We start from the raw sequence: 20,267 nt of genomic DNA, 5'->3' as shown, positions 1-20,267 counted from the left end.
TCCGGCGCAAACCCAGCCATTACTGATAGACCTGACCCGGCAGCCAGGTGGCAAGCCCCGGGAACAGGGCCAGGGTCGCCAGCATCAACAGCTGAATCAGGATGAATGGCGCCACCCCGCGGTAGATCTCGCCAGTGCTCAGCTCGGGCGGCGCGACCCCCCGCAGATAGAACAGCGCGAAACCGAACGGCGGCGTCAGGAACGATGTCTGCAGGTTGATCGCGATCATCACGCCGAGCCAGACCGGATCGAGCCCCATGGCCAGCAGCACCGGCCCGACGATGGGGACCACCACGAAGGTGATCTCGATGAAATCAAGGATGAAGCCGAGCAGGAACAGCACCAACATCACCAGCGCCACCGCACCCACCGTGCCGCCCGGCAAGTCACTCAAGAACTCGGTCACCAACTCGTCGCCGCCAAAGCCGCGGAATACCAGCGAGAAGATCGCCGCGCCGATGAAGATCAGGAACACCATGCTGGTAACGATCGTGGTTTGACGCACCACCGCCAACAGTGTGTCGAGACCGAGCTGCCGATGCACGGCAGCGAGCAGCATGGCCCCAACCGCACCGACCGATGCCGCCTCGGTGGGCGTGGCAACGCCATACAGGATCGAGCCCAGCACCGCCACGATCAGCACCAGTGGCGGCAGCAGCACCTGCAACACCCGCAGCCAGAAACGCGCATCGTGCCGCGGCCGCTCGCCGACCGGAATGGCTGGCACCGCCTGTGGGCGGAAGATCGCCACGCCAATCATATAGATGATGTAGCCGGCCACGAGCATCAGCCCGGGGATCAGTGCACCAATGAACAGGTCGCCAACCGAGACCGTGTCTGGCGAGAAGATACCCATATCGAGCTGCGCCTGCTGGTAGGCCGAAGAGAGCACGTCGCCGAGCAGCACCAACACGATCGAGGGCGGAATGATCTGCCCCAGCGTGCCTGAGGCGCAGATAGTGCCGGCAGCCACGCTGGGGTCGTAATGCCGCCTGAGCATGGTCGGCAAGGTCAGCAGGCCCATCGTAACCACAGTGGCGCCAACGATGCCGGTGCTCGCGGCGAGCAGCATGCCGACCAGGGTCACCGAGATACCGAGCCCACCGCGCATGGGCCCGAACAGCAGCGCCATGGTGTCGAGCAGGTTCTCGGCCACCCGCGAGCGCTCCAGCATCACGCCCATGAACACGAACAGCGGCACCGCGATCAGGGTCCCATTGGTCATCACGCCATAGACCCGATTCGGCAGGGCCTCGATGAAGGCGTGATCGAAATAGCCAAACCATTCACCGACCAAGGCGATCACCAGGGCGGTGCCCCCTAAGGACAAGGCCACCGGATACCCCAGCAGCAGCACAACGCCGACTGCCAACACCAGCAGCAGGGGCATCAGCTCAGCCATCGGTGTTGGTCTTCAATGGCGACGCGGCCGCGCTGTCGGCGACGCGAGCTGAGTCCTCGTCTGGATCAGCGAGGGCGGCGTCGACGCCGGCGAGAAACAGGCCGTTGCGCAGCACCCAGATCAGCCCTTGCACCAGCATCAACGCCGGCATGACCAACAACAGCGTCTTGAGCAGCCAGACCCCAGGGAGACCACCGGCCTCACGCGAGCCTTCCTTGACCGCCCAGGAGTCGGCGACATAGCCCCAGGAGGAGAGCAGCAGGAACACCGAGACGGGAACCAACAGGAAGAGGGTGCCGAGCAGATTGACCCAGGCCCGGCCGCGACGCGAGAAACGCTGATAGAGGATATCGACGCGGACGTGACCATCCTGCTGCAGCGTGTAGGCGGCACCAAGCATGAATAGGATCGCGTACATGTAGGTCACCGACTCTTGCAGCGCGATCGAGCCGGAGTCGAAGACGTAGCGCAGCACCACCACGACGAAGGTCATCAGCACCATCGCTAGGGCTAGCCAGGCGACCAGAGCCCCGATGGAATGGTTGATCCATTCGAGATGCTCGGCGACTCGCAGCAGGCCGGGCTTCGGCCCGCTCGAAGAATCCTGGTTCATGCGATCAGGTGCTCCGCGAGATCGATATGATGAGATCGATACGATGAGATCCATATCATGAGATCGATTCGATCGGCTAGATCCACGGGCTCGGCTCGTTCCGACTGATCGCGGAGCGACACAAGCCGCTAAACCTAGCCTTCATCGCTCATCATATCCGGTCGTACAAGCAGACAGCGTCATCGGAGGTCACCCTTCCAGGTCGCATCCTCAAGGTCTACCAGCTGAACAACAGCCACTGCGGCACCGCGAGATCAGGCGCCTGACGCTCCTCCACATCGAGCACCCCATCGCCATTCGTGTCGAGCAAAAAATACGGAGGCCCAACGGTGGGCTGGATCTTGACCATGTAGACTTGCCCCTTGACCCGATACTCGTAGACCGTGCCTTCCTCGGTCTCGGTGATGGTGACCTCGGGGGCGCTCGCGCTATCGCCGGCGTAGCGACCGGGGATCGACGGCACCTCGGGGGCAGAGAGGAACCCGCCACCTGAGTCGGCTTGCGCACGCAACGTCGCGGGCGCGAGCACCACACACAACAAGAGCAGGGCCGCAAGGCCAAGACGGGCGGAGGACGGTAAAAATGCAGACGCTGACATGGGCCTCGGGCTCGATGCAGGATTTGGGCGCCTAGTTTAGCCCGAGGCGGACCTGCGCGCCCAACGGGCTTGCTCCCCATCTCTCTCTTTCTTCATTTTCTTCATTTCTCGATTGTCCAAACGGGAGTCTATTGATGAGAGGCCTGAACCCACGGCAGATCGATGCCGTGCGCTACTGCCAAGGCCCGCTGCTGGTGATCGCCTGCGCCGGCTCCGGCAAGACGCGCGTCATCACGCAAAAGATCGCCCACCTGATCGGCGAGCGTGGAGTCGCGGCGCGTGCCATCGTCGCGCTGACCTTCACCAACAAGGCCGCGCGCGAGATGAAGACGCGCGTCGGGCATCTGGTCAAGGGCCGCGCCGGTCATGGGCTGCGGGTCTCGACCTTCCACACCTTCGGCCTCGAGCTGTTGCGGCGCGAGATCGCCCATAGCGATCTGCGCCCGGGCTTCTCGCTGGTCGACCCGCAAGACGGTGAGCAGATCCTGAAAGAGCATCTGCGCGAGGCGGGCTTGGACGAAGCGGCCAGTCCAGCGGCGGCGCTGTCGCGGATCTCGCATTGGAAGAACGGCATGATCGACCCCGCGCGCGCTGAGAGTAAGGCCGAAGACGACTTCGAGGCCGGCCTGGCGCGATTCTATGCCCGCTACGAACGCAGCCTCGCCGCCTACAACGCGGTCGATTTCGACGACCTGATCCTGCGCCCGGTGCGTCTGCTGCGCGAGGTACCCGCGGTGCGCGAGTACTGGCAAGGCCGCATCCGGCATCTGCTGGTCGACGAGTATCAGGACACCAACAACGCCCAGTACGAACTGGTAAAGCTCTTGGTCGGTCCGGATGGCGCCTTCACCGTGGTCGGCGACGACGACCAATCCATCTACGCCTGGCGTGGCGCACGACCGGAGAACCTGGCGCGTCTGAAGGACGACTTCCCACTGCTCAAGGTGATCATGTTGGATCAGAACTACCGCTCCTCTGGACGCATCCTGAATCTCGCCAACGGACTGATCGCCAACAACCCGCACCTGTTCGAGAAACAACTCTGGAGCGCACTCGAGCCGGGCGATCGCGCGCGCCTGCTGCAGTGCCGCGACGAGGCCCATGAGGCCGAGCGCGTCGCCACCGAGATCCTGCACGGCCATCAGACCAAGGGCCGCGCCTATGGGGACTATGCCATCCTCTACCGTGGCAACCATCAGGCGCGCCCGTTCGAGAAGGCGCTGCGAACGCTGAACATCCCCTACTTCCTCTCCGGCGGCACGGCCTTCTTCGCCCGCACCGAGGTCAAGGATGTGATGGCCTATCTGCGCCTGATCGCCAACCCGGACGATGACGCCGCCTTTCTGCGCATCATCAACGTGCCGCGCCGCGAGATCGGCCCCGGCACACTGGAAAAGCTCGCAACGGTCGCCGCGCAGCGCCAGACCAGTCTGTTCAGCGCCTGCACCGATCTCGCGCTGGCCGAGCATCTGACAGAACGCCAGCGGCGGCGCCTGGCCGACTTCAGGGCCTGGCTCGAGCACTATCAGCAACGCGCCAACGCCGATCCGATCGGCGCCGTCCGCGCCCTAGTCGATCAGAGCGACTACAGCGGCTGGCTTAAGGACAGCAGCTCGAGCCTGAAGGTGGCCGAGCGACGCATCGAGAACGTCAACGAGCTGATCGGCTGGCTCGAGGCACTCAAGAAGGGCGCCTTGCAGGAAGGCACGCTGCCAGAGATGGTCGCCCATCTGACGTTGTTGGATGTGCTCGAGCGCCAGGACGAGGAGGAAGGCGGCGACCGGGTCTCGCTGATGACCCTGCACGCGGCCAAGGGACTCGAGTTCCCGGAGGTCTTCCTGGTCGGCATGGAAGAAGAGCTGCTACCGCACCGCAACAGCATCGAGGACGACAACATCGAAGAGGAGCGACGGCTGGCCTATGTCGGCATCACCCGCGCCCGCAATCGGCTCAACCTCAGCCTCGCGCGCCACCGTCGGCGTTATGGCGAGCAGGTGCTCTGCGAGCCGAGCCGGTTTCTGGAAGAGTTGCCAAAGGCCGATCTCTACTTCGTCGACCAAGAGCCGGTCGACGAGGCCGAGCGCCGCGAGCACGGCAAGGCGCATCTTGAGGCGTTGAAGGCGTTGTTGGCGCGGCCGAAGTGAGGTACTCGAGATGACAAGCGCACACTCACAAGCGCGAGTCGCTCAACCCGGCCAAGCCTGCAACGACTTGAGCGTGAACCTCCGCTTCAGAACACAGATCGATCGTGCACTACCCTCCGAAGGCAGGGGTCGAAAGATCGGCGGAGTAGCCATGGACGCCTGCAACCGATCGCGCTATCCTAAGTGCCCTTCAGCGGTCTGAAAGCCGCTGACAGACCCTCTCGCGGGATACCCAATCCCCATCACGCGCCCGTAGCTCAGCTGGATAGAGTACTGCCCTCCGAAGGCAGGGGTCACAGGTTCGAATCCTGTCGGGCGCGCCAATTCTGCGGCGCAGTCGTGCTCGCCGCAGCCTCGCTAGTCGCCATCCGCTGACAAACCGCCCCCGACGTACGCTTGTGGTGGTCACAGCTGAGCTTCAACCAAGGTGATCCAAGGGGCTCCTCACGCCCTGCCCGCCACGATTCAGTACATGGGTGTAAATCATCGTGGTCGACACATCCGCATGACCGAGCAGTTCCTGCACGGTGCGGATATCGTAGCCAAACTCCAACAGATGCGTCGCAAAGGAATGCCGCAAGCAGTGGCAATTGACCTTTTTGTTGATACCCGCACGCTGAGCGTGCGACCTTGATCGCCTTCTGCAACCCATAAAATAGTGACGCCGGCGGATCTCAGCGATCAGTCGCTGCAGTAGTAACGGATGTTGAGCGCGGACCTGGTCCATGGCCGATTGGCGTCTGTCTTTTGGCGCAAGCGTTGTCGTCGTGGGCAGCGTCGAATGCGTGTTTGGTTGCGGGTGCGCCGCGCTGGTCTCGCGAGCTAGCGTGGAATGCTGATGCTGTAGTGCCCGGGCGGAATCTCGCCAGTAGGCCCAATCGACCTCAGACGCTACCGCAGCTCCCGCGGTGATGAGCAAGTTCTCGATCGCCTCGAGATTTGGACAAACTGCCAGTCCGAAAGTCTGTCTAACCTACCTAAGTTGTCCAGGTAGCCAGTGACATCCTGCAGGCTGTGGCTCGATAGGCGCTTGTCAGGAAACGCATTTCGGTAAGCTTCAGCAGGTGAACATGCCAGCGTAACGCTGCTGATTGACGCCGTTATTCTGCGCTCGATCAACAAACTGATCCCAGGTTCGCTCGACAGCGGATTTTTTCTTTGCGCTCGGAGTAGACACTTGCTAGCTTCGGTTCTGCGGACGAAACGGGGGTGGCGTTTAATCTAAGAGTGGGGCAAGGCACCCTCACGGCAAACTAGGCGGATTCTATGCTAACCGAGATAGACAGAATCTGCCTAGTACACCTGACCTACATTCTGCCTAATCAACTGTTAGCTTCCGAGAGATGCGCAACCGAACCAAAGCAAATGAAGCCTGTTGTCTACATTGAGTCCTCGGTAATCAGCTATCTGGTTTCCCGTCCCAGTCGCGATGTCATCGTCGCAGGCCGCCAAGCACTGACGCTTGAGTGGTGGGAAAGTGATAGGCAGCGCTTTGACTTGAGAGTATCAGCTCTGGTTGAAGACGAAATCGGGCGCGGAGATCCTTCGGCTGCTAAACGCCGACTCGCGCTCATTGAACAGATTCCAAGCCTTGCCGCTACGGATAACGCTCTCTTCCTTTCTGAAAAACTCATTGCAGAAAATGCCATACCCACTGGCAGCGAAGATGACGCCCTTCACATTGCCATCGCTGCGACCCAAGGAGTAGATTATCTGCTCACCTGGAACTTCAAGCATATCAACAACACCGAAACCAAGAAATTAATCACTCGTGTCGTGGAATCACTCGGCTACGTTTGCCCCTTACTTTGCTCGCCAGAAGAACTTGGAGGTACATCTAATGATTGAAGACCCGATCGTCGAGGAAATGCGAAAGTATCGGGAAGAACATGCCACCGCTTACGGACATGATCTACGGCGCATTATTGCCGCACTCCGAGAGCGGGAATTGCAATCAAAACGCCCTGTGCTTAACCCCGGCCCGAAACACTTGCTCCAAAAGACGGAGAGTTAAATTAAAGGGGCCTGGGTCGAATTGATTACCAGGCAACGATACGAACAAATCAAATCGCCTAACGGTGCTCCAGCCGAAGCCGGTTTCGCTCTCGCTTAACCGGCTCGGCTGAACGTTGCGTTAGCCAAGAAGAACTCATATGCGCACTAAAGGAACGCTGACGTCGTGGAATGAGGAAAGAGGATATGGCTTTATTTCACCTATTTCAGGAGGAAAGCAAGTATTTGTACATATCAAAGCATTCAAAAATCGAAGCCGCCGTCCAGAATTAGGACACATAGTCACATACAATATTTCCTCTGATCAGCAGGGACGTCCATGTGCCGCAAACGCAACTTTAACAGGGGATAAACTTCGAGAACAAGACAAGAAGAAAACAGGGGCAGCTTTCATTGCGATAGCTGTAATATTTTTTGGAATAGTTGGCGCTGCAGTGCTTGTAGGTAAATTGCCAGCAATTATTCTGGTGTTTTACCTTGCACTAAGCCTAATAACTTTTGGAGCCTACGCATTAGACAAATCGGCAGCGCAAAAAGGAGCATGGCGAACACAGGAAAGCACGTTGCATTTCCTTTCTTTAGCTGGCGGCTGGCCTGGCGCACTAATAGCTCAACAGAAGTTGCGGCACAAATCCAAGAAAGAATCTTTCAGGTTTGTTTTTTGGGTAACAGTGGCGCTAAATTTGTCTGGCTTCTTCTGGCTGTTCAGCGCCAAAGGTTCAGAAACTCTGAATTTCCTGCTTCAAAACATACAACGGGGCTAACAAAAGGCTCAAGGCGACCCCAAACCGCGCATCGAACTTGGGGGTTAAATTATAGGCTATGGTGCCTATGGTGCCAGCGCGGTTTGGGTCGCCTTAGCCATACGTTATGCATGGCGTTAGTCAAAGAAAAATTAACAACCAACGAAAAAAACAAGAGAGATTTTGAGTTTCAATCTTGAATAACAAACGAGATTTCTAAATTTTATCTGAAACGCTTTGGTATCGAATCCCTGTTAATAGCGCAGAAAATGGCCACGCCACAGATGGCTGCTGAAACGGATCGCACTTTATCAAACTGAATTTTTAAAGGAGCAGCGTATTCTATACGCTACTTTGCTGATGTAATCGATATTATTACCGCTGACAGAAAAACCCTGACAGCAATGGAAGCCTCAAGGATAATCACTGATCTCCTATTGGTCACGCTCATCGCGGGCGCCAACGCGGCGCCATGGCTGCTAGGGCACTGGCTCGGGCGCCGAGATGCACGACCGGTTGATAGCGGCTGGCAACTGCCGAACGGCCAGCCATTGCTCGGCCCTTCAAAGACCTGGCGTGGGCTCGCAGCGGCCCTGATCGCAACCCCGCTGCTGGCGCTGCTCATTGGCTGGCCTGTCTGGCTGGGGATGGCGGTCGGCGGCGCAGCGATGATGGGCGATCTGATGGCGAGCTTCCTGAAACGCCGACTCGGGCTCGCCTCGAGCACCGACGCGCCCGGACTCGATCAGATTCCAGAAGCGCTGTTTCCGGCGCTGATCGCAACCTTCTGGCTGGATTTGGACTGGATTGATCTGGGGCTCGTGGTCGGCACGTTTTTGATCATCCATCTGCTGCTGACCAATCTGCTCCCGAGGCGACTGCGCTCAGACGACCGCTAGCGCGTAGGCCGGCCAGATCGCTAGGCCGGTCACCTTGCTATGACGAGGCAACCAGCTCGTGCAAGGTGATCTCTGGCAAACAGTTGAGACGCGCTGGAACCACCGATGAACCGGTACCCATCGAGGTATAGCCGACCATCTCGCCATGCCCCCAGGCACCAGCGGCGAGGCGCCGCGGGCAACGCGCATCCCAAAACAGCGCAATCTGTCCAGGCAGACAGATCTGGCCACCATGGGTATGGCCACAGAGCATCGCGGCAAAGCCAGCATAGGCGGCATGCAGGTAGATCTCCGGGGTATGCGAGAGCAGCAGCGCGGCGGCACCGTCGGGGATCTCAGCGGCGACCTTGTCGATGTTGTGCACCTGGTAGTAGTGCGCATCGTCGATACCGGCGAGGTACAGCCGTTGTCCGTCACGCTCGATCACCGCAGTCTCATTCAAGAGGATCTGGATCTGCATCGCCTCTAGGCCAGGCACCAGACGGATGCTGTCGTGGTTGCCCAGCACCGCATAGACCGGGCCTTGCAGCTGGGTGCGGATGCTGGCCATGCCAGAAAGCGCCTCGTCGATCGGGCCGTAGGTCTTGGCGCGATAATCGCCGGTCAGGACACAGAGATCATAACTGAGCCCTTGTAGGCGCTCGGCGATGGAGGTGGTGATGCGCCGGTCGAGATCGGTATGCAGGTCGCTCAGATGGAGGATGCGCAGGCCGACGAAGGCCTCCGGCAGCCCACGGATCAGCAAGCGATGCGGCTGAATACGGATCTTGCGGGTGTTGTCCTGCGCCCGCTGATAGAGCCCAACGAGCCTGAGCGCGTGGCGGATGAAGCCATGCACCGAGTACCAGTTCTCCGGATAGAAGAAATGCGCACCGGGGCGGTTGAAGGCAAAGGCGTCATGCTCTTGCTCGAGGCCGAGACGCCGGCGCAGATGGGTGTGGCCGATGCGGGGGATCAGTGCTTCGAGTTCGGGGGGGAGCGGTGCGTTGGTCATCGTCTGCCTTATATTGTCTTCGTCAATCTGCTCAGCGACGCCCTTATCGTCTTAAACATCTTGCATACGGCAAGGGAATTTCCCTGATAAGCCGACCACGCCGCAGGGTGCTCGCTCAGACGATAAGGTTGCAATGCGATCATCATTCCTTGTTCCGCCGGTCAGCCACAACAGAAATCACAATCAGCAATGAACGAGCTCGGCTCATGCCGACATACTGATCCGCGATCGATCGCGGTGCCTGACCGGCCTGGCACAGGTCGATCAGGATCACGGCCTCATTCTCCAGGCCCTTGAAGCTCACGATCTCGGCAAAGCTGACCTTTGCGGGTGGAAAATGGCGCAGCGCGAATTCGTCAAGCTCGATCAATTCAGCGGTATGCTTTCCCGATAAGCGAGCCGCCGTCGAGTCGGCAAAGGGCTTCGGCGAGAGGATGGTGATCTCGCTTGGCGAGAGTCCTCCGCGACCCATCAACCGGTCAAGCTCCGAGGCCAACAGCCTAGCCGCCTCCTCGCTGCTCCTGACCTGATGCCCGACCACCTCCGGACCATCGCCGGTGCCGCGCGTGCCCATCGCCAAGCCTAACCTGGACTGAATATGCCCCATGATCTGGCGCGTGTTCCGGCAGTTGCGCGTCAGTGGCATCTTCGCCGCAGCGCAGGATTCCAACAGCGCCAATGCAGCGGGGTCAGGCTGGCCGAAATAGCCGGCTTGATGATTGACATCGTGGAAGAAGCACCAGCGCCCAGCCTGCAAGCCGCCGCTGAGGATGCCATCGAGCGCCTGCAGCCTGTCTAAGCTCAACAGATCCTGTCCTTCATCCACGATCAACGCATCAAAGCGATCGACACCGGCACGCCGTGCGGCGGATCGCACAGTGTTCGCAACGCTGACGCTGACCCCTGGAATCGCGAAGCGCGTCTCCAGCCAGTGCTTCAGCCAGGGTGATTGGCAGGCCAGCAGCAGCTGCCGACCAGAGGCCGCCCAGCGACGCGCCAACTCGAGCGCCAGAAAGGTCTTGCCGGTGCCCGCGCCGCCGCTGCAGAGGACTCGGGCATTGGCGTCGACGATATCGAGCAGCGCCATCTGCTCCTTGGTCAGCGCAGCGACACGCGTTTCCAGTTCCTCTAAGACACCATGCAACGGGATGCCGACATCAACCTCTGGGCGCAAGAAGCCGATCACCTGCGCCAGCGCATCGGCGGATGCTGGCGCTCGCCGACGGCCTTCCCGCTCCTGCCAATAACGGTAGAGCGCAGAGAGCCAAGACGTCATGTTCCGGCTCGCCCTGGCGTCGGCGATCATCGGCTGGTCCCACTCAGCCCCCTCAATGGACCAATCGCAATCGGGAAAGACGACACCATAGCCCCAGAGGAATTGCCCGACAATGCCCGGCGGCAACGCCGACTCCAAGCGGCTGCGCAGGCCATGCATGGCCCATTCAGCCTGTCGAAACGGACTCTCTTTCAGCCGCGTCAAGGTGCCGCTGCGATCCCTTGAAGACCAGATGCCAGCATGGCAAGCGATGCCGCCCCCTTTGACCTCCAACACCAAGATTCCCTGTGGCCCGACGATGACGAAATCGATCTCGCCGAAGCGCTTATAGGCGTGGCGGGTCAGATTCAGCGAATGAAAGGCAGTCAATGGGGCGTGCTGACCAGGCTCGAAGGGCGCTTGCTCCCGACCAGAGGGCTGATTCCGCTGGAAGGGCTGATCTGGCTCGAAGGGCTGATCCGGCTCGAATGCCGTTCGTAGCCGGTCGAACAGGCGGCGCTCGGCGCTGCTCTTGGTCTCCCGCGGTGTTGAGGGGATGAGTTTCATCGTTGCGCCTGAGCAATCATCCGACAAGTGGCAATCGAACGGCCCGTGCCCACTGATGAGTATCGGGCAGCTAAGGGGGCCCTTTCAGTCCAATCGATGATTGAATCTCTGCAGCGCCCAGTTGTCATTTTGAGATCACCTTCATCCCCTCAACCGCTTTCGCACCTCAGCATCAATGCGGCTTGGAATCGCCGTACGCGCCAGCAGCTCAAGCAATCGCGCCTGATCGACATCCACGGTCACCGCCTTGACCTCACCATCGAGCAGCAGCTGAACGCCATTGCCAGCAACCTGCAGCCGGTAATCCCCTTTGCCGAGGCTAATTCTGGTCTTCAGAACCTCCTGCCAGCCCATGCCACGGGCCAGCGCAAGGGCGCCTTCCTGCTGCCGCTTGCTCAAGCCACCTCCCCCGCCCTTTCTCGTCATCAGTTCGCGCAGCGGCTCGACGCGTGCCGGTGCAGACCCTAATTCAAGACCGGTCCCGCGCTGCCGGTGCGCCAGCGCGGCCATGCGATGGGTAATCGCCGAGCTCAGGCCTGGCAGGTCTTTGATCGACCCTGGCAGTTCCAGCCAACCACTACGGGCACCGAACAGGGCTGCCGCCACCACCAGATCCTGATCGGTCAACAGGGGCTGATCGAAGCGCTCCGAAAGCTCGAGCAATTCCTGACCGCGCTGACGCAGGAAGAAGAGCAGCAGGCCGCGGGAGAACGGCTTTTGATGGCGCTGGAACAGCTCGGAGATGGTCGCGTCGCCCAGCCCAAGGCATCCCTTCAGATCGGCAATCAGTCGTTTCAGGGCCTCCTGCCATTTCGGCTCCGCGAGCCTGGTCCGTTCGGCCTCGAGCAGATCCAAGATGACCTGCTGGATGTCCGGCGGGCAGCCCTCGCCCGCTGGCGCCTCGTCGGCCTGAGTCTTAACATCAACGATCGCGCTGAGCAACCGCGCCAGGATGCGGCCATGCAGATCGGCGTTTGCCGCGCTGTTCTCGCCCAGCGCCCAGGTCAGCAGCGCACGCAGCAGCGGGTCTTCGACGGACGACTGCGCTGCCGTCTCCTCCGGGTCGGTCAGCCCAGGTTTGGGCAGCTCAGGCTTGGGCAGTTCAGGATCGCTCAGCGATTGCCCCGCAGTCACCAGGGCGTCACCGCGATTGCCAAGCCCGACCAGCATCGCCTGCACCGCGCCGACCGCGGAGACCTGCTGCACCGACGCGTCTTGATCCGGCAACGGTAGCGACAGCCCATCAATCGGCTCGGGCAAGATCAATGCTGACAGCGATGCCGATGCCCATGCCGATGGAGAACTCAATGCCGATTCGGATGTCAAGGCGGATCTCAATGCCGATGGAGAGTTCAATGCCGATTCGAATGTCGACGCGGATCTCAATGCCAAGGCCGATGCCAAAGCCGATGCCAAGGCCGATGCCGATGCCGATGCCGACTTCGACGCCGCGGCGAACAGTCGCGCGTTGACGCGCTGCTTGTAAGCACCGAGGGGGACGTTGGCATAATCGGCGGCTTGCTCGCGGATCAGCGCCTTCTGCTCCTTGGACGCAAAGATGATCGCTTGCAGCCAGCCGATCGGCAGCGGCGCGGGGATAAAGAGCAGGGTTTCGTCGCCCTGCGCCTCCTCGGGCCATTGCAGGGCTCGCAACCGGCCCTGTGGGTCGAGCGCCTGGATCGGACCCCGCAGCGCGCCCAGGTCAAAGCTGGCGATCACCGGCTGCAGATGGTCCGCTTCGGAGGTGACCTGCGCCAGGGCCGCCGGTGGGATACCGTCGGCAAACAACGGAATCCAGCCCGGCGCCCAAGCGAGCGTATCGGCGTAATACTTGCGGCCAAAGCCCTTGGGACCGGTCACCAGGCCCATGGCCAGCAGGTACATCAGGTTGAGCTGATTGGTCACCAGATACCAAGGCTCCGATCGCGCTCGCCCCGGCGCGGCAGCCGATACGGCAGCGGCAGCCGGCACCGCAGTCGCATGAGCGGTTCCGGCCGCAGTCGCAGTCGGCGCTGCAGTCGCGCTCCCTGCCGCAGTCGGCGCCGCAGCACTCGCTGGCTGGGTCAATTCCAGGGAAGGTTTCTCGGGGTCGGCCACTATCATCTCCAACGTCTGAGGATGTCCGGATCATTCGGTAGGATCGCCTCGATCGGGCACTCCTGGCCGGCTTGGCGCAGCAGGATCACCTGTTCCCGCGCCCTGGAGACCATCACGTAGAAGCGCCGCCTCAGGTCATCCATCCAGGCCTTGTTCTCAAGCTGGCAAGGATACTCATGGATGTCGGCGAGGAAGACGATATCGAACTCGAGCCCCTTCGCCGACTGGGCGTTGATGACGAACAGGCCGCCTTCGGAGAAGCGATGGTCGCCATCCTCAAGCCCCGAGGCATAGGTCAGAACCCGAGGAGGTCTGTGGTCGAGGTGCAGATCATGCCGCGGCTGTCGTAATGCCTGAAACCAATACTCACGGCGTTGGTTGTTCGGCGTGATGATGCCGATCAGCTTCGCCGGATCACGATCGGCCAGCTTCAGCATCCGCATGATGAGCTGCTCGGCGCTCCAACGACAGCCGGCGCCATAGTCCACTAGGATCGGCGCCCGCGCACAGGGGCGTGCGCTTGGCAGCTTGACGCAAGGGCTGGCCAGATCCTCGACGCAAAAGGCCAGCGCCAGGCGGGCGATGCGATCGCAGTTGCGATAGTTTTCGGTCAGCTCGATGCGGTCTCGAGCATCGATATCCAGCGCCGTCGCAATCTCGCTCAGCGTGCTGCACTCGTCGGTGATCTGCTGATTCTGGTCGGCGACCACATAGACATGCTCAAACCCCAGCTGTGCCAGCGCCTGATAGAAGTCGCGCGGCATATCCTGCCCCTCATCGATGATCACGAAAGGCGTCAAGGGCGCTGGCAGCTCGACCGCGCTGGCGATGGCGTCATGGATCGCGGTCCAATCAAGACGATAGCCTTGTCCAGCGACCTGGGCATAGAACCCCGACAAGGCCGGCTTCGACCTGGCCTGCTGAGACGAGGCCTGCTGAGACGAGGCCTGCTTCGCCAAGGCCCGCTTGAACATGGCGCGAAACCAGCTGATCCAGGGATGCGCGTTGACCGCGCCGCCGACCAGCTCGCGGCTCGCCTCCAACAACAGCCGGTTGTAGACCAGGAAGACGTAATCCTGCGCCCCTCGTTCGCGATGATGACGGCGGGTGCGCAGCAGGGCGAGCACCGATTTGCCGGTGCCGGGTCCACCGACGATCAGATGGCAGCCTTCACGCGGCAGCAAGCGGGCGCGCTCCTGCTCCTTGCTCAGGTTCTGGATGTCGGGCAGGGTCCAGTTGCGCGCCGCCATCGCGATCAGCGCTCAACCGCAAAGTCCAACAGCGGCCGGATCGTGCCACTGAGATCGCCAGCGATGAAGACCCGATCCAGCAGCACATTGCTGAACTGGCAGCTCGGTTCCGGCACCAGCGCGCAGGCATGACAGGCCGCACGATTGAGCTGGCTCGGCCCCTGCCCCGGGTGCTCGGCACAGACCGGATCGAGCGAGCACCAGTTCGCATGATCGAAGACGGCCACCAGCAGCTCGAGAAAACGCCTGGGCTCGGCCAGCTCGGCCAGACCACCAAGCGAGCCGGCCACGTCGGCGACCGCGACATAGACCAGCACGCCGGCCATCGGCTCGGCGCCGCTGCTGCAATATAGGCGCTCCCGGATCGAGGCCGCCGGATAGCCCGCCGCGGTCTCCAGATGGCGGATCAGCAGATGGGCCAGCGTATGCAACAGGATGAAACGCGGTGTCAGCGGCAGCGGCGGGTCTTCCGCGAGACGAATACCAGTGCGCTCGAACCGCGCTTGCAGCTGCTCGGCGCGGCGCCACAAGCCATCTTGCGCCTCCCAACGGCGCAGCAGCGCCTCGTCGAGCGTAAAGAAGAGGCCCTCGCCATAGAGCTCGATCGCCGGCAGCCAGTCGCAGCGCCCATCGAGATCCGGCGGCACCAAGCGCGAGGTCTCGGGCTCGGCAGCGTCGTCATGATCGGGCTTAATGCCATCCTCGAACCATTGCTCGACACGATGGAAGCCGGTGAAGATCCGGATCTCGCGCAGGCGGCTGACGGCGACGAGCTGTTGGATGCTGTCGCGTACCGGCTGCAATCGCGACGGATTGGCCGCCGCAAGCGGCGCATCGATCTGTGCCAGCGACGCATCAGACTCGGCAAACGGCGCATCGGTCTGCGCGAGCGATGCATCGGCCTGGGCAGACGCTGCATCAATCTGCGGGAGCGATGTATCGGCCTTCGCCTGGAATGCATCGGCCTGGGCAGGCGCATCGTTCTGCACCAGTAACTGGGCTCGCCAAGCGGCACTGCGATGCTCGGTAACGAAATCCTCGCTCTCGAGCTGATCCGGAATCGGCGTTGTCAGGGCGCGGTACTCCTTCTCCAACAGAAGGCCAGGCGTCGCCATCTCGCCGTAGAGTGGCCAGCCATCCTCGATCTTCTGCAGCGCGTCCTCCAAGTCAGCGCGCGTGCAGCCCAACTCATCGGACAAGCGCCGCAGCAGCGCCCGGCGTGCCAGCTCGGTGCGACACCGCTCAAGCTCGCGTCGCGCCGCTGGCTGGCGATACAGCCGATCCAGCACGCCGCCGCGTGCCACCTGGGACTCCGGCGGAATCACCAAGCCGCCGCGCACCCGAGCGGAATAGAGCCGCGAGTCATTGACCTCGATGATCGCCGCTGGGCGTTGGCTTGGCACGGCCGGGGCGGCCTCGCCCTGTTGCCAGGGCTGCAGGCGCGCGCGCCGTGCATCCTTGAACTGTTGGTTTCGACTAAAGGGTTGCTGAGACTGGCAGCGCTCGCAACGCAACTGCCAATAGCCAGCGGCGTCGCGACGCAGTCGCAGGTAGGGCTGCTCGCGGATCGGGCGGCAGGCATCGCGATGCTCAGTGTCTTTGTGCGCGAGCAGATGCCAGGGCACCTCCCAGAGCCCACCCTCAGGATGCGCGACGACCCAATCCACTTGCCGCAGGCGCGAGCGCTTTTCACAGCTGCAGCGGGGGTCTTCGAGTGAACGCCGACCACGCTCGCCGTTGTCCCATGGCTGGTAATGGAGCAGCCCGCAGCTTGGGCAGCGCGTCCAGCGCGGAAAACGGATCGCCGGCACACAGGTCCCATCAACAGCGCCATCGCCAGCGCCATCGCCAGCGCCGTTGTCGACCAGCCGGGCGAGCGGCGGTTGCAGCAATCGCTTGCCGTCGAGACCGAGCGCGCCACGGAGCAGGTCGACATAACACAGGGGATCACCGGCCAGCTCGCCAGCCTGATCGGTCCAATGTCGGATATCCATCACCACGAACAGATCGTTGTCGGCGCGCACCAGCGCACCGACGCCGCTGAACGCGAGTAGATGGGACCAACGCGTTGGGATGAAGCGTTTCATTCGTCTTGCGCGAGCAACCCATGCCGGGAGGGGTTGGTGGGTAGGATCTTGATCAACGCCGTCTTCTCGACATTGCGCATGTTCTGCAGCGTGACCCATTCGCCAGTTACCCGGGCCCCATGCGCAGAGAGCAGACGCAGATCGCGGCGGTCCCGATCCGGGCCGGAATAGACCAGGCGCTGGCGCTGCTCGCTGGCTCGTCGGGCACAGTCGCTCCAGTGCGCGACCAAGCGGCGTAGATGCGCCTCGGTCTGGTCAGCGCGCTCCGGATCAGCCTGGCGGGTGCGCCGGATCAAGGCCTCGATCACCTTCGCCGTCTCCGGCTGGGTCGGATCAAAGGCCTGTGCTCGCTCATTCGCGGTCAGCGCATCGCTCGCATGGCGCACCGCGATGACCAAGGCGGCATGCAGCGCCCGCAAGCGCGCCTGATAGGTATAGGGCGTGACGCTGGTGGGCTCGACAAAGCGATAGAAGGCCTGATGATAGGCGCGGAAGTCCTCATAGTGAGACAGGCTGCGGGCCTGATCGCGATAGTAGTTGGCAACGACGATCCCGGGCACCACGCCGCGGCCGACGCGCGAGCTGGCCTGGATGTACTCAGCCGTCGTCAACGGCTGACCGTTGATGATCATCACCGCGAGCCGGGACACGTCCAGGCCCACCGAGACCATATTGGTGGCCAAGGCCAGGTCGAGCGCATCGGGTGCCTCGCGGGTCTTTGCCAAGCGCTCGAAGCCTTGCGCGTTCTCATCGGCCGACATCTGGCTGGTGAGCTGCGCGAGGCGCTCAGCGAGCTGCGTCCGCCAGCGCGGACCCGCATAACGCCGGTGAGCAGATGCCTGCTCGAAGTCGCCAGACGGTGCCTGCTGCGCCCGCTTTTGCTGATCTGGCGTGTCATGCGCTTGTTGTTCCGGCCGTGCTTGCTGTTCCTGCTTTGCTTGCCGACCCTCGTGTGCCTGCTCACTCTTTTGTGCTTGTCGACCTTGGTTTGCTTGGTGTCCTCGCCGTACTTGCTCGGCTCGCCATTCCTGTTGACCTTGCAGTTCCGGCTGTTCCTGCTGTTCCTGCAGTTCCTGCAGTTCCTGCTGGGCCTGCAGTTCCTGCCATTCGCGCTGCAGCCGCTCGATGCGCTCCTCGATCTCGCGCAGCGCATGGCGACTGACGCCGATGCCGCTGAGACTGCCGTGATAGACCAGCAAGGTCCACCAAGCATCCAACAATGCCTCGCGGTCTGCGCTGAGATCACCGAACAGCGCCTCCGGTGCCGACAAGAGGGCCGCCGCCAGCGGTGCCAGGCAGCGCCGACGGTTGCGCGCTGGGGCTAGATAACCGACGTAGAGCCGGCCCGGATCCTCGGGCGTCGGCGCGATCGTGCGTGCGAAATAGGCGTCATCGGCATCGAGACCAGGCGGTGGAAACACCGCTGCTTCACGACCGTAGAGCCGCCTGACCTGCTCCTGCGCCATGCGGATGGTGGCGGTGGATGCGATATATTTTGGATAGACACCGCGCCGACAGAGCACCGTCTCCAAGCCCGCCTCATAGAGCCCGGCGACCGAGCCGAGGGCGCCCGCGATCAGATGCAGCTCGTCTTGGATGATCAGCTCCGGCGGCCGCTGACCGTTGCGTCCAAAGAAGGCCGCGCTGCGCTCCTCCCAGGCCAGCCTGGCGAACTTGTCGATGGTGGCCAACAACAGCGTCGGTGGCGCCTCGTAGAGCGCGGCATCGACCAGGTTGCAGGGCAACCTGCCATCGCCAGTCGCGGCAAAGGCACAGCCGGCGGCGGTGCAGCGGAAGGCGAAGTGCTGGCGGCTGGCATCCAGGTTGTCGGGCACTCGGAATGGCGTGCCACACCAGGGGCAGGACTCCAACACCAGCAGGCTCGGTGGACGGCTGCAATCATCGGCCAGCGCCGCATCGATGCAGGCCTTGGCATCGGCGAAGCTGTTCGGACTCGAGTCGCCCCCGACCCAGAGGCCGAGCGTGATCGGCTCGACACCAAGACTGCCCGGCTGCTCGCGGCGCATCAGCTCCATGGCGCAGATCAGGCGTGCCGCACGCCGAAACTGGTCCTTGGTCAGCAGGCGCAGGGTATAGCGCATCAGCACCGTGGTGCCGCCACCGCTGGCCTTGTACTTCAGGCGCCGCCACCAGATTACCAGCGCCATGAGTCCGAGATAGGCCTCGGTCTTGCCGCCACCGGTCGGGAACCAGATTAGATCGAGGACATCACGGTGCTCGGCATCGGGATCGGTCGCCGACTCGAGCGTCAGCAGCAGGAAGGCGAGCTGGAAGGGGCGCCAGCGCGGCTCCAGGCGGCCCGCCTGGCGCATCTGCCTGGCCATGGCCTGATTGGCGAGCGCGAACGCGCGCAACAGCAGCGGGTCCTGTCGAAGCAAGATGACACCTGCGAGCATCCGTTCAGCAGCCGCTTCGATGCGGGCGCGAATCCGATCGGCTGGGGCTTGGTAACGCACCTCCAGGCCATCAGCGACCTTGGACTGCGCATCGCTCCAGGTGCGGTAGCCAGCGACGAATCGCTCCAGCGCATCACAGAGGCGGTCCCGATCGGTTTCGATGGCCGCGAGGCGCTCGACATCAAGCTCGGCACCCTCAACGACGCCAGCGGTGGGGTCGACGCGCGGAACCTCGACCTTGGGCAAAAACTCGGTGTGGATACGCACGACGCGATCCTCGCGCAGCTCCCAGTCCACCGCGGCACCATGGCCAATGGCATAGATGACCTGCTTGCGGTAGCGCAGCTCCAGCTCTTGTTCTTCCTCATCCAGCAGATGGAAGTCGGCTCGCGGGTAAGGACCAACGCGACCGCGATCGATCACGCAGTCGAGCGCAACCTCGAACAGTGCCCGCTCGTTCTGCTGATTCAGGATCTCATTCATGGTCGCGCCAGCGCTGGTGTTGCTGGCGCCAGTGTTGGCGTTCGCAGCCGCCGGCATGGCTTGAAGATTACTGAGCGATACGGTGATCAGCCATCCATCGGACCGGGCGCGCCAGAGCACATCCAACCGCGCGCGACCGTCAAAGACCGCGATGGGCTCCGCCCTGGCCCGAGCCAGCGCAGAGATCGGTGCGCGAACATCGCGTGCTTCGCTGTCCGCCTCTCCGAGCGGGATGCGCAGCCACTGATCGGCCTGGTCTCGCGGCCGGTCTGCGCGTCGCTCGTAGCGCACGGCACTGGGAATGAGTTGGAGCTCGGCACGATCGCCTTGCACGAAGAACGAGAACCCAACCGATGCCGGTGGCACCACTCGACGCTGGGGCTGACCAGCGCTGGAAGCGGACGCGATCTTATCGCCGTCGCTGTCGGCCTCGCCAAGACTGGACCCTGGCTCGCCGCTATCGTCTTCGCCGGCATCGAGACCGAATTCGTCACTGGCAATGGGAAACAGGATGCCGGTTTGAAACCGTTCCAGCGGCTTGATACCGTTCAGGTGCGTCGCACCCGCAACCTCTTTTGGCTGTGCAGCCGGACCCAGCAGCGCATGCCGCAGCCACCGATAAACGCGCTCGCGCTCATTCGACCAGTTCACAGGTCCGATTTCCGCTCTTTTCCAATTGCGCTGCCCTCCAGTGCCGCACCGTAC

Annotated in this window: 13 protein-coding genes, 1 tRNA gene and 1 pseudogene; 5 read left to right on the top strand and 10 right to left on the bottom strand. The window is 62.2% G+C overall.

From position 1 onward, the window contains the following. Positions 1 to 19: 19 nt before the first annotated feature. From CKO42_RS06110 to CKO42_RS06100, 3 genes are all read right to left on the bottom strand, one after another. A complete protein-coding gene (locus CKO42_RS06110; RefSeq protein ID WP_200240584.1) occupies positions 20 to 1,402 on the bottom strand; it encodes a TRAP transporter large permease in 1,383 nt (460 codons plus the stop codon). Then, positions 1,395 to 2,015 (bottom strand): TRAP transporter small permease subunit, encoded by a 621-nt coding sequence (locus CKO42_RS06105; RefSeq protein WP_200240582.1) that lies wholly within the window; start codon positions 2,013 to 2,015, stop codon positions 1,395 to 1,397. The genes CKO42_RS06110 and CKO42_RS06105 overlap by 8 nt, the downstream gene beginning before the upstream one ends. Positions 2,016 to 2,232: 217 nt before the next feature. After that, on the bottom strand, positions 2,233 to 2,613 hold the full coding sequence (locus tag CKO42_RS06100) for a DUF2782 domain-containing protein (protein WP_200240572.1): 381 nt from the start codon (positions 2,611 to 2,613) through the stop codon (positions 2,233 to 2,235). Between the two features lie 134 nt (positions 2,614 to 2,747). Between CKO42_RS06100 and CKO42_RS06095 the strand changes: the two genes are divergently transcribed. After that, the gene (locus CKO42_RS06095; RefSeq protein ID WP_200240564.1) at positions 2,748 to 4,757 is read left to right on the top strand and encodes a UvrD-helicase domain-containing protein; all 2,010 of its coding nucleotides are present in this window, start codon (positions 2,748 to 2,750) and stop codon (positions 4,755 to 4,757) included. Positions 4,758 to 5,003: 246 nt separating this feature from the next. Beyond that, positions 5,004 to 5,080 (top strand) — tRNA-Arg (locus CKO42_RS06090). 95 nt (positions 5,081 to 5,175) lie between these two features. On the opposite strand, the pseudogene CKO42_RS06085 reads toward CKO42_RS06090, so the two are convergent. Then, positions 5,176 to 5,385: pseudogene (locus CKO42_RS06085) on the bottom strand (tyrosine-type recombinase/integrase); the annotation flags it as partial. A 737-nt stretch (positions 5,386 to 6,122) separates the two neighbouring features. Between CKO42_RS06085 and CKO42_RS06080 the strand changes: the two are divergent. The 3 genes from CKO42_RS06080 (at position 6,123) to CKO42_RS06070 (ending at position 8,412) form a co-directional block, all read left to right on the top strand. Next, positions 6,123 to 6,605, top strand: coding sequence for a type II toxin-antitoxin system VapC family toxin (locus CKO42_RS06080; RefSeq protein WP_200240547.1), 483 nt, complete (start codon positions 6,123 to 6,125; stop codon positions 6,603 to 6,605). A gap of 305 nt (positions 6,606 to 6,910) precedes the next feature. Further along, on the top strand, positions 6,911 to 7,534 hold the full coding sequence (locus tag CKO42_RS06075; protein WP_200240544.1) for a DUF1294 domain-containing protein: 624 nt from the start codon (positions 6,911 to 6,913) through the stop codon (positions 7,532 to 7,534). Between the two features lie 416 nt (positions 7,535 to 7,950). Continuing rightward, entirely contained in the window at positions 7,951 to 8,412 is a 462-nt protein-coding gene (locus CKO42_RS06070; RefSeq protein ID WP_242479159.1) for a CDP-archaeol synthase, read from the top strand. A 37-nt stretch (positions 8,413 to 8,449) separates the two neighbouring features. On the opposite strand, the gene CKO42_RS06065 is transcribed toward CKO42_RS06070, so the two are convergent. The 6 genes from CKO42_RS06065 to CKO42_RS27155 form a co-directional block, all read right to left on the bottom strand. Next, positions 8,450 to 9,406, bottom strand: coding sequence for a metallophosphoesterase (locus tag CKO42_RS06065; protein ID WP_200240530.1), 957 nt, complete (start codon positions 9,404 to 9,406; stop codon positions 8,450 to 8,452). 142 nt (positions 9,407 to 9,548) lie between these two features. Further along, on the bottom strand, positions 9,549 to 11,228 hold the full coding sequence (locus tag CKO42_RS06060; protein ID WP_200240521.1) for an NERD domain-containing protein: 1,680 nt from the start codon (positions 11,226 to 11,228) through the stop codon (positions 9,549 to 9,551). A gap of 141 nt (positions 11,229 to 11,369) precedes the next feature. After that, positions 11,370 to 13,325 carry a hypothetical protein gene (locus CKO42_RS06055; RefSeq protein ID WP_200240511.1) on the bottom strand — a complete coding sequence of 652 codons (1,956 nt, stop codon included), beginning with the start codon at positions 13,323 to 13,325 and terminating at the stop codon, positions 11,370 to 11,372. A gap of 2 nt (positions 13,326 to 13,327) precedes the next feature. Beyond that, positions 13,328 to 14,575 (bottom strand): ATP-binding domain-containing protein, encoded by a 1,248-nt coding sequence (locus CKO42_RS06050; RefSeq protein ID WP_200240508.1) that lies wholly within the window; start codon positions 14,573 to 14,575, stop codon positions 13,328 to 13,330. Between the two features lie 5 nt (positions 14,576 to 14,580). After that, on the bottom strand, positions 14,581 to 16,662 hold the full coding sequence (locus CKO42_RS06045) for a DUF1998 domain-containing protein (protein ID WP_200240500.1): 2,082 nt from the start codon (positions 16,660 to 16,662) through the stop codon (positions 14,581 to 14,583). Continuing rightward, the gene (locus CKO42_RS27155; protein WP_338034858.1) at positions 16,659 to 20,213 is read right to left on the bottom strand and encodes a helicase-related protein; all 3,555 of its coding nucleotides are present in this window, start codon (positions 20,211 to 20,213) and stop codon (positions 16,659 to 16,661) included. Before CKO42_RS27155 ends, CKO42_RS06045 begins: the two co-directional genes overlap by 4 nt. Positions 20,214 to 20,267 lie beyond the last annotated feature (54 nt).

Source organism: Lamprobacter modestohalophilus (genome assembly GCF_016583905.1).
Classification (GTDB): domain Bacteria; phylum Pseudomonadota; class Gammaproteobacteria; order Chromatiales; family Chromatiaceae; genus Lamprobacter; species Lamprobacter modestohalophilus.
Note: the sequence above shows the minus strand (reverse complement) of the source record. Positions and strands in the feature narration are given on the sequence as shown.

Bases quoted from the DNA above. Each gene is read 5' to 3' on its own strand.
- CKO42_RS06110 (WP_200240584.1), bottom strand. From the start codon at position 1,402: ATGGCTGAGCTGATGCCCCTGCTGCTGGTGTTGGCAGTCGGCGTTGTG.
- CKO42_RS06105 (WP_200240582.1), bottom strand. From the start codon at position 2,015: ATGAACCAGGATTCTTCGAGCGGGCCGAAGCCCGGCCTGCTGCGAGTC.
- CKO42_RS06100 (WP_200240572.1), bottom strand. From the start codon at position 2,613: ATGTCAGCGTCTGCATTTTTACCGTCCTCCGCCCGTCTTGGCCTTGCG.
- CKO42_RS06095 (WP_200240564.1), top strand. From the start codon at position 2,748: ATGAGAGGCCTGAACCCACGGCAGATCGATGCCGTGCGCTACTGCCAA.
- CKO42_RS06080 (WP_200240547.1), top strand. From the start codon at position 6,123: ATGAAGCCTGTTGTCTACATTGAGTCCTCGGTAATCAGCTATCTGGTT.
- CKO42_RS06075 (WP_200240544.1), top strand. From the start codon at position 6,911: ATGCGCACTAAAGGAACGCTGACGTCGTGGAATGAGGAAAGAGGATAT.
- CKO42_RS06065 (WP_200240530.1), bottom strand. From the start codon at position 9,406: ATGACCAACGCACCGCTCCCCCCCGAACTCGAAGCACTGATCCCCCGC.
- CKO42_RS06060 (WP_200240521.1), bottom strand. From the start codon at position 11,228: ATGAAACTCATCCCCTCAACACCGCGGGAGACCAAGAGCAGCGCCGAG.
- CKO42_RS06050 (WP_200240508.1), bottom strand. From the start codon at position 14,575: ATGGCGGCGCGCAACTGGACCCTGCCCGACATCCAGAACCTGAGCAAG.
- CKO42_RS06045 (WP_200240500.1), bottom strand. From the start codon at position 16,662: ATGAAACGCTTCATCCCAACGCGTTGGTCCCATCTACTCGCGTTCAGC.